The 10,260-nt window shown below is 49.0% G+C and carries 9 protein-coding genes; all 9 read left to right on the top strand.

Going from position 1 to position 10,260, the window contains the following annotated elements; all coding sequences use genetic code 11:
* Nucleotides 1–323: 323 nt before the first annotated feature.
* Entirely contained in the window at nucleotides 324–509 is a 186-nt protein-coding gene (locus KKE17_12420) for a 4Fe-4S binding protein (GenBank protein MBU1710803.1), read from the top strand.
* Between the two features lie 191 nt (nucleotides 510–700).
* Nucleotides 701–1,138 (top strand): hypothetical protein, encoded by a 438-nt coding sequence (locus tag KKE17_12415; protein MBU1710802.1) that lies wholly within the window; start codon nucleotides 701–703, stop codon nucleotides 1,136–1,138.
* Complete coding sequence (gene alr, locus KKE17_12410; protein MBU1710801.1) at nucleotides 1,135–2,262, top strand: alanine racemase; 1,128 nt, start codon at nucleotides 1,135–1,137, stop codon at nucleotides 2,260–2,262. The genes KKE17_12415 and alr overlap by 4 nt, the downstream gene beginning before the upstream one ends.
* Nucleotides 2,263–2,416: 154 nt before the next feature.
* On the top strand, nucleotides 2,417–4,075 hold the full coding sequence (locus KKE17_12405) for an arginine--tRNA ligase (GenBank protein ID MBU1710800.1): 1,659 nt from the start codon (nucleotides 2,417–2,419) through the stop codon (nucleotides 4,073–4,075).
* A gap of 5 nt (nucleotides 4,076–4,080) precedes the next feature.
* Nucleotides 4,081–4,650, top strand: coding sequence for an SPOR domain-containing protein (locus KKE17_12400; protein MBU1710799.1), 570 nt, complete (start codon nucleotides 4,081–4,083; stop codon nucleotides 4,648–4,650).
* An 89-nt stretch (nucleotides 4,651–4,739) separates the two neighbouring features.
* Nucleotides 4,740–5,213: an N-acetyltransferase gene (locus tag KKE17_12395; GenBank protein MBU1710798.1), complete on the top strand. Its 474-nt coding sequence runs from the start codon at nucleotides 4,740–4,742 to the stop codon at nucleotides 5,211–5,213.
* Nucleotides 5,214–5,283: 70 nt separating this feature from the next.
* The gene (gene secA, locus KKE17_12390; protein MBU1710797.1) at nucleotides 5,284–7,821 is read left to right on the top strand and encodes a preprotein translocase subunit SecA; all 2,538 of its coding nucleotides are present in this window, start codon (nucleotides 5,284–5,286) and stop codon (nucleotides 7,819–7,821) included.
* Between the two features lie 289 nt (nucleotides 7,822–8,110).
* Nucleotides 8,111–9,307: a bifunctional glutamate N-acetyltransferase/amino-acid acetyltransferase ArgJ gene (gene argJ, locus KKE17_12385; protein ID MBU1710796.1), complete on the top strand. Its 1,197-nt coding sequence runs from the start codon at nucleotides 8,111–8,113 to the stop codon at nucleotides 9,305–9,307.
* Nucleotides 9,308–9,339: 32 nt separating this feature from the next.
* A complete protein-coding gene (locus KKE17_12380) occupies nucleotides 9,340–9,972 on the top strand; it encodes a hypothetical protein (protein ID MBU1710795.1) in 633 nt (210 codons plus the stop codon).
* Nucleotides 9,973–10,260 lie beyond the last annotated feature (288 nt).

The following is a 10,260-nucleotide window of genomic DNA, read 5'->3' as shown; positions in this document are numbered from 1 at the left end:
TTTCTGAGTAGTTTTTTGTCAGGCGCAGTTGGCGTATATTGGTGTCTCGCAGATAAATGGAGTGAGGTGGGGGCTTAGAGTTCGCTTGCCTGCAGGTTCGTTAAATTGCTAAGCAATCTTGCGCCATTTCTTGCTTGACATAACACTGGGTCATCAGGATTGACCCTATTAATGTAATTTTTTATTGACAAAAAAACAGGGTTGAATTAGAGGGAGGAGGTTGTCTTTTTTTAGATCATTTAATGCATTTTATGAAATGGTTATTTAGGTAAAACGGGTAAGACAGCTATCCTGTTCTCAAACAATAAGTACGGAGGAAAATTATGTGGCAGATTGATATTGACAAAGATAAATGTGTTGGCGATGGCGAATGTGTTGATGCGTGCCCCGCAGCCGTTTATGAAATTGTAGATGACAAAGCGGAAGCAGTCAATGCAGATGAGTGTCTTGGTTGCGAAACCTGTGTTGAGGTTTGTCCTGAAGGCGCACTGACCGTAACCGAGGTATAAGTTACGGTATATACAGTATTGACCTGATAGTGTATTATAGGCCTGTCTTCTCGTTTAGGGGAGACAGGCCTATTTATTTTCTATCAGCAACTGTGATCGCTGATATAATTCAGGTGGTTGGCTTCAAAGTAGTCGCTTTGTCCCATAATCACTTATTGTAGCGTCAGGTAAAAAGAAAAAATACCCCTGTCATGAAATTATTCCGGAAATACAAACCGGGAGTGTCGGTGCAGACACATCTGCTCACCGCCTCTTTGATATGGTCCGTGGTTGGAATAACCCTCATGGCTTTTGGCTGGCGTTTTGCATTTGGGGATGTTTCTTTTTGGTATATGTTCTGTGCGGTACTGTTGGGATCGGTTAAATCTTTTTTTCTCCTGGATAAGTTCAGCAGGAAAAATATTACAAGGATTCGACAGTTTCGGGACGGGGTCTGTCTTGGCGGGGTTTATACGATACGAATGTGGATTATGGTTCTCTGCATGGTTACTCTTGGACGATTTTTGCGGCAGTCAACGATCCCCTCTGAATATATAGGTCTTCTGTATATTACCGTCGGCTGGGGCCTTTTTCTCTCCAGCCGGATCTTGTGGAAATCCTGGATGGAATTGAGGTCTGAGCAACAATGACATCGGTTTCAATAAACAGGGTGGAAATTGATCTTTCAGCCCTTCGTGAAAATTACCGGGCCTTGCGCACTATGGCCGGCCACGATGTGGCGATGATGGCCATAGTCAAGGCTGAAGCATATGGCCATGGTCTGGTGGAAGTCGCGCAGACGCTCTATGATGAAGGTGTTCGCGCTTTTGGAGTTGCCGAGGCCTGGGAAGGTGTCAGGCTCAGAGATGCAGGGATTTCGGGTGAAATCCTGGTGTTTCTGGGCGCGGGAGATGCCGGCTTTGAAGATGTGGTGCATTTCAATCTGACTCCGGTTGTCTATGATACGGCCTCTCTGGCGATCCTGTCGGCACTTTCTGGAAAAATGCAAACGCCAATCGGCGTTCATCTGAAAGTCGACTCCGGCATGGGCAGGATCGGGATCATGCCCGAGGAAGTGTTGGGTTTTGTTGAGGAGATTAAGGGTTTCCCCGGTATTTTTTTAAAGGGGGTTTTAAGCCATTTTCCTGTGGCCGATGAATCTTCAAGCGAAAGAACATTTCAGCAGACGCAGACATTCGGCAGGGTTGTTGATGATTTAAGAATGGCGGGCTATGAGGGAGAGGCAATCCATATTGCCAACTCCGCGGCCCTGATACGATATCCGCAGGCGCATTTCAATATGGTGCGGCCGGGGATAAGTCTTTACGGCTGTTATCCATCACGGGAAAAGGAATATCTCGAAGCCCTGGAGCTCAAGCCGGTAATGTCTTTTAAGACCGCGGTGCAGCAGGTTAAGACGGTGCCGGAAGGGCATGGCATCAGTTACGGCCATACTTTTATTACCAGGCGGCCGACACAACTCGCGGTCCTGCCGGTGGGATACAATAACGGTTATCTGCGAAAGCTTTCCAACCGAGCCCATGTGCTTGTCAAGGGCAGGCGGGCGCCGATCATCGGCAGAGTCTGTATGAATGTCTGTATGATCGATGTAACGGATATTGGCGGTGTTGTTCCTAGGGATGAAGTTGTCCTGATGGGCAGGCAGGGCGATGAAAATATTACCGCCCACGAGATTGCCGAATGGATGGAAACCATTGATTATGAAGTGTTGTGCCTGTTCGGGAATCTGAACAGGAGAGAATATAGGGGATAGTGTTGAGTGCTTGGAGAAAAGAGCTGAGTACTGAGTGCTGAGCGTGGGTGAGGGGTGAGGGGGAGAACCTTCAATCTTTCACCTTTGAGCCTTGAGCTTTCAGCTATGAGCTATAAACCATAATTTGAGCGAAGGATGGAAACAAGGAAAAGCAATGGTTAAGGCGCGTCTTAGAGCAATAGTGGACCAATGTTATCAAAAGGGAATTGCGCAGGGCTTGTGGTCTGATCTTGCCGCCGGGGTTTATACCCTGGAGGAGCCGAAGCAGGCGGCGCACGGAGATTTTTCAACGAACCTGGCGATGATCGTTGCCGGAAAAGAGAAAAAGAACCCCAGGGAGATTGCCGCAAAATTTACTGAGCTTCTTTCTCAACACACTGAAATTATAGAAAAAGTTGAGATTGCCGGGCCGGGGTTTGTCAATGTGTTTCTGCATGTCAAGGTCTGGCAGTCGGTGCTTCCTGAGGTAGTCAAGGGGGGCGATACCTACGGACTCTCCGATATCGGCCACGGGAAAAAGGTCATGGTTGAGTTTGTCAGCGCCAATCCCACAGGTCCATTGAGCGTCGGCCATGGAAGACAGGCGGTCCTCGGTGATTCCATCGCCAGGCTGCTTGTGGCAACAGGACACGAGGTAACCCGGGAATACTATTATAATGATGCCGGACGCCAGATGCGTGTACTCGGTGAATCAACCAGGGCGAGATACCTTGAGCAGCTGGGGCTGCCGTTTGAGTTTCCTGAAGACGGCTATCAGGGTGAATACATTACTGATATCGCCAAAGCACTCGTGGATGAAGTGGGTGATACATTAAAAGATGCCGTAGCCGAAACGCCGTTTAAGGAAAGGGCTGAAAAGGCAATATTTGACGATATTAATAACACCCTGTTGCGCATGGATATCCGCTTTGATAATTATTTTAATGAGCATACCCTGTATGAGGATGGCTTAATCGATGATGTGGTCGCGACCTTGCGGGAAAAGGGTCTGGTCTATGATCATGAAGGTGCGGTGTGGTTCAAGACCACGGAATTCGGTCATGATCAGGACCGGGTGATTATCAAGAGTACCGGGGAGCCCACCTACCGTCTTCCCGACATTGCCTATCACCGGGAGAAATTCAAGCGGGGTTTTGACTGGATGGTGAATATATTCGGCTCTGACCACATTGCCACGGTTCCGGACGTTCTGGCCGGGGTCAAGGCTCTGGGATATGATGAGTCGAAAGTGACCGTTGTCCTCCACCAGTTTGTCACTCTCCTGCGTGACGGCAAACAGGTGAAAATGTCTACCCGAAAAGCAAATTTCATCACAGTCGATGAATTGCTCGACGAGGTTGGTAAGGATGTCGTGCGTTTTTTCTTTCTCATGCGTAAGGCTGACAGCCAGTTGGAATTTGATATTGATCTTGCCACCAAGCAGAGCCAGGAAAATCCGGTATATTATGTTCAATACGCCCATGCGAGATTATTAAGCATTGCCAGGCAGGCTGAGGCCCAGGGGGTGAGCGCAGGGGCCCTGGAGGATATCGACCTCGGCAAACTTTCTCTTGCCGAGGAAGTGAATATGCTCAAAGCCATGGATGCATATCCGGAATTAGTTGAAAATGCCGCCCTTGATCTTGAACCGCACAGGATTATATTCTTTCTGCAGGATCTTGCCGGGCAGTTTCACAGTTATTACAATAAGCATCGGGTGATCTCCGATGATATTGAATTGTCTAGATCCCGGCTGTGGATGACGGAAACGCTGCGGATAGTTATCGGTAATGGATTGAAGCTGCTGGGGCTTAATACTCCCCGGACTATGTAGAAAATATGGCGTCCCAACAGCGGAAGAAAACGTTCACTATAAAGTTTGAGCTCGGCATCGGCGGACTGCTTGGTGTCGGCATTGTAACTTTCTGTATATTTTTATGGTTGTTTCTTCTGGGCATCTGGGCCGGCCAAACTGTTTTGCAGCCCATCAGCAATTCCGGAATGTCCAGAAATTTTACTGCAAAAGTGAGTGAAATATGGGGCAACGGTCAGGAGGAAGTCCTTACCGACAACAGCAAGAAAGCAGTTGATTTGCCCATAGAGGATAATGCATCGGCAAAGCAGGAGGATTATTCTCCGGAGCATGAGCAAACTTTTTTTTCATTACAGATTGCCGCCTTCAGGGATCAGGACCGGGCAAAAGATTCGGTTTTGAGCTGGCGGTCCCGTGGTCATCAAGCATTTTTGCAGCCGCCGGATGACGGGGGAGGCGACGGATTCTGGCGGGTGTTTATCGGAAAATTTGAAAAGCTCGCCGATGCCAATGCTTCAGCCGTTAAGTTGGAGGAGGAAGAGGACATTCGAGCCTATATCGCTTTGTTGCCTGCTTCGAAAATTAAGACGCCTTAATTTTTTAATCTTTTCTTAATGTTTTGTTGATACTATGGGGAAATCTGCATGATCGGTTTTTTCCCTTGTAAATATCTTGGGAGATGATGATGATTCGTGACGCCCGGATGGAAGATGTCAAGGCTGTTTATGCCATGCTCAACCATTATTCTGAAAAAGGATTGCTTCTTGCTCGGTCATTGAGTTCTTTGTACGACCAGTTGCGGGATTTTAAGATCAGTGTCCACGAGGATCTGGCCGCCGGCTCAAGTCGTATAGCCGGGGTCTGTGCTCTGCATGTGTGCTGGGAGAACCTTGCTGAAATAAGGTCTCTTGCCGTGGGCGAAGATTTTCACCGCCAGGGGGTTGGGCGGGCCCTGGTTAAAGCATGTCTGGCCGAAGCCTCCTGCTTCGGGATCAGCCGGGTTTTTACCTTAACCTATCAGCCGGTTTTTTTTGAAAAGCTCGGGTTTGTGCATGTTGACAAGAATGAGCTTCCGCACAAGGTGTGGAGCGACTGTATTCACTGCCCGAAATTTCCTGATTGCAACGAAGAAGCGATGGTCTGGAATGCCGGGAGTTGAAGAACCGAAGAATTGATTGATTTTTCAGGAGAATTTCTCCATCACGGATTTAAAGATATTGGAGTGAAACATGTTGGGTAGAGCTTTACAAAAAGTATTCGGCAGCAAGAACGAAAGAACCCTTAAGATTATGCGGCCGCTGGTTGACAGAATCAATGGTTTCGAAGGGGAGATTCAGAAACTCGATGACGGCGCACTTGCTGCAAAAACCGTGTTCTTCCGGGAGCGGCTTGCCAAGGGGGAACCCCTGGATGATCTGCTGCCCGAAGCTTTTGCGGTTGTGCGGGAGGTTTCAAGTCGGGTGCTCGGCATGCGCCATTACGATGTTCAGCACATCGGCGGCATTGTTCTCCATGAGGGAAAAATAGCCGAGATGAGAACCGGCGAAGGCAAGACCCTGGTGGCAACGCTGGCGGTCTATCTCAATGCCCTGAGCGCCAGGGGCGTGCACGTTGTTACGGTGAACGACTATCTTGCCCGGCGGGACCTGGAATGGATGGGCGGGATTTATCATTTTCTCGGGCTCACCACCGGCACCATTCTGCACGACATGAATGACGCCGCACGAAAAGCCGCGTATCGGGCGGATGTCACATACGGCACCAACAATGAGTTCGGTTTTGATTATCTGCGCGATAATATGAAGTTTGATATCGATGATTTCTGTCAGCGCGAATTTCATTATGGCATTGTCGATGAGGTGGACAGCATTCTTATCGACGAGGCGCGGACGCCGTTGATTATTTCAGGCCCGGCGGACATGTCAACGGAATTGTACGGCCGGGTAAATACGATCATCCCCAGTTTCAAAAAAGACGAACATTATGCCATCGATGAAAAGGCGAGATCGGTATCCATGACCGAAGACGGGGTGGCGCTGGGAGAAAAGCTGCTTAATGTGGACAACCTTTACGATCCCAAGAACATCGAGTGGCTCCATCATCTCAATCAGGCTTTAAAGGCGCATCTCCTGTTTAAAAGCGATGTGGATTATCTGGTCAAGGACGGCGAGGTGATCATTGTTGACGAATTCACCGGTCGAACCATGCCGGGCCGCCGTTACAGCGACGGTCTGCATCAGGCTTTGGAAGCCAAGGAAGGAGTCAAGGTCGAGCGTGAGAATCAGACCTATGCATCCATTACCTTTCAGAATTATTTCAGGATGTATGAGAAACTTGCCGGCATGACCGGTACCGCTGATACCGAGGCCCCGGAGTTTAAAAAGATTTACAACCTCGACGTGGTCATCGTGCCAACCCACATGAACATGATCCGCATTGATTATCCGGATCTGATCTATAAGAATGCCCAGGCCAAGAACCGGGCCATTGTCCGCGAGATTGAGGAATTGCACAAGAAAGGGCAGCCCATGCTGGTGGGCACCATCAACATTGATTATTCTGAAAAGCTTTCTGCAATGCTCAAAAAGAAGGGCGTCAAGCATTCGGTGCTGAACGCCAAACACCATGAGAAGGAGGCGGAGATTATTGCCGAGGCAGGTCAGAAAGGCAGGGTGACCATTGCCACCAATATGGCAGGGCGCGGCACGGACATCAAATTGGGTGAGGGAGTGGTGGAACTCGGCGGTCTGCATATTCTGGGAACCGGCCGGCATGAATCGCGGCGGATTGATAACCAGCTCCGCGGCCGTTCCGGTCGACAGGGCGACCCTGGTTCATCACGGTTTTATCTTTCGCTGGAAGACGATCTTTTGAGGATTTTTGGTTCGGACCGGATTTCAGGCGTCATGGAAAAACTGGGCATGGATGAGGATGAGCCCATTGAGCACCAGATGATCAGCAAGGCGATTGAAAACGCCCAGCGCAAGGTTGAAGGCCATAACTTTGACATCCGTAAACATCTCCTTGAATATGATGATGTGATGAATATGCAGCGCGAGGTGATTTACAGCCAGCGGCGCGAGGTACTCAAAGGAGAAAACGTCAAGGATGTCGTGCTCGACATGATTCCGGAACTGGTGGCACAGGTCGTTGAAAAGTCCGTTGAATATAAAGTCCCTTCCGAGGAATGGAATTGGGACGAAATTTCACAAAGGATGCTCAGTACCTTTGGCATACCCCTGAACTGGGATGAGGAGAGCAGGAAGGATCTGGGCCATGAACAGTTCATGGAAAAGATTCAGGCTCTGGCTTTCGAGGCGTATGAGCAACGAGAAAAAGACCTTGGTGAAGAGAATATCCGGCAGCTTGAAAGAATTGTTCTGTTGCAGGTGGTGGACAGTCATTGGAAAGATCATTTGCTCAACATGGATCATCTTAAGGAAGGCATCGGGCTTCGCGGCTACGGGCAGAAGAATCCCTTGAACGAATATAAACGCGAAGGCTATGAAATGTTCATGAAGCTGATGGAGACCATCAAGACGCAGACGGTGAGCACTCTGTTCCGTGTCAGACTGGCCCGGGAGGATGATGAAGTTGAGAAACTTGCAAGGGCGCAGCGGAGCCAGCAGCGTGAAATGCAGTTGAGCCGCGGCGAAACCCCGGAACGTAAGCCGGTGACCCGGGAGGGCGATAAAATCGGCAGGAACGCATTATGTCCGTGCGGCAGCGGCAAGAAGCACAAGAAGTGTTGCGGTAGGTTGAAGTAGTGTCTGTCATAAATGGTCTTTTTATTCAATCTTTGTGTCATGCTCAAAAAATAATGCTCGAAATATCAAATATATGTCTGTGCTTATTTTTTTCGCATTCCTTAATCTTGAATAAAAAACCTCATTTCTGGGCAGACACTAATCAATAAGTGAGGAATATTGGCAATCTCGTGAAAAGGCGGATTCTGATTTGTCACCGCCCTTGATTCCAATAAGTTAAAGAGCGAATAGGCAGGCGTCCGACGATATTATTCATCTCGTTTATTCAATTTTCTGAGAATCTCCAAACATGCAAAGAACAGATTTAACAATTCAGGGATTTGAGGCAGCGGCGGTGAAAGCCCGCATCAGAGGCAAGGACCGGTTGGATATCGGTTTGATCGTAAGCCGTGTGCCTGCGGTTGCTGCCGCAGTGTATACCACCAGTCTGGTAAAGGCTGCGCCGGTGCTTCTGGGTATGGAAAAAATCAAGTCCGGCAAGGCTCGGGCAATCATGGTTAATTCCGGTATTGCCAACGCCTGTACCGGCGAGCAGGGGATGGAAAATGCTCGCGGTTGCGCGCGCCTGCTGGCTGAGGCCCTGGAGGTTTCCGAAGACCAGGTTCATGTCTCGTCCACCGGGGTGATCGGCATGCAGCTGGACATGGCGAATTTCACCGGTTCTATACCTGCCCTGGTGGAAGCGCTATCCGAAAATGGATTTGATGATGTCTCCAGGGCAATGATGACCACAGACACTGTTCCCAAGACTGCGCTCAGGGATATCGTTCTGGGAGGCAAACAGGTAAAAATTCTCGGCCTGGCAAAGGGATCCGGGATGATCATGCCCAATATGGCAACCATGCTTTGCTTTCTCTGCACCGATGTGGTTATTTCCCCCGAACTTCTTCAGAAGTCGCTCACTCAGGCGGTGAATCTCTCATTTAACCGGATAACCGTAGACGGCGATACCAGTACCAATGATACAGCGCTGATCCTTGCCAACGGCCTGGCGAAAAATTTTCCGGTTGATGATTCGGCAACGGATACTGAAATGTTTCAGGCCGTGCTCAATGATCTGCTCAAAGACCTGGCCCTGCAGATTGTCCGGGATGGCGAAGGCGCAACCAAGCTCATAACCATCCGGGTGGATGGCGCAAAAAGCATGGATGATGCGAAAAATGCCGCGCTGACGGTTGCTAATTCAGCACTGGTGAAAACCGCGTTTTTCGGTGAAGACGCCAATTGGGGCAGGATCATCGGCGCGCTGGGCAGGTCCGGCGCGATGTTTGACCCCTGTCAGGTTGATATTGCTTTTGATCAAGTGCTCATGGTGAAAGACGGCCTGGGTCAGGGCCGGGAGACTGAAGTGCTTGCCACTGAGATCCTTAAGAAGAAAGAATTCTCCGTCAATATACATCTCAAGGCCGGCCAGTTTTCCTATGAGGAATACACCTGCGATTTTTCTATTGATTATGTCAAGATTAATGCTGATTATCGTTCGTAGCCCGAACTCTTCGAGTTGTGTCAAGGTGTCTGATGAAACATTTTTTCTGTATTCTCATTATCCTTTTGTTGGCGCTGCCGGCCTGTTCAAAGGTTGAAAAAAAATCGGAAGTGGTCAATGAGGCGCCGGCAGATTTAAAAAATGTTCATGAGCGTACAACTAATGCCCTGGCCGTCGGAGAAGGTCCGGATAATGGAAATGCGGACGAAATTGTCCTTACCGAAGAAAATGTCGGCAGATTCTATTTCCAGATTGGTGAATTGGCCAGGCAATATCCGGAAATCGATTTTACCGTCTCCACCGTCGCCTCGGTAACCGCCGGCTTGAAAGGAGAGAGTATTCAGGGCTTGATCGCTGAGCATACGGATCTGAGTTTTGACGAATATTCAACCCTTTCGCTGGCCATTGCAAAGGTGCGGGTTGCGTACACGATGATCAGCAAGTCTGCAGCAATCCATAAGCAGCTGAAGGAATCTGAAAAAAAAATAGCCGAAACCGATCTCACCAATGTCACAGGAAATGAGAAGGCCGATCTGGAAAAGGTCCTTGCCAAGACCCGCGAGCAGATCGTCGATCTTGAAAGAAGAATGAAAAGCGATGAATTCAAGCAGGTAATGCGCCAATCCGCGATGATTGACCGGGTGAGAAAACGGCTTGAAAAGTAGTCCAGATATATCCCCAAGTCTGCGGGGGACATTACTTTTTGGTGTTCCCTGAATTGCATAAAACTCAAAATTCCAGATACCACCCCACGCCTTGGCTTGTGCCAGGGCGTTTTTGTTTCAAAAATTAAGGAAAGCTTGCGAGGAGCGGATTAGATTGCCCGGCTGATTGGCTAAGTTGCGGCTTGATGTTTTGGAAACATGTTGACCTGGGCTGATGACTATCTTGCAAGGTTTCCAAAATCAATCTTTAGTATTGTTGAAATAAGATTCATTACATATAGTTGGCAT

The sequence above is a fragment of the Pseudomonadota bacterium genome, assembly GCA_018823135.1.
Lineage (GTDB): Bacteria > Desulfobacterota > Desulfobulbia > Desulfobulbales > CALZHT01 > JAHJJF01.
Note: the sequence above shows the minus strand (reverse complement) of the source record. Positions and strands in the feature narration are given on the sequence as shown.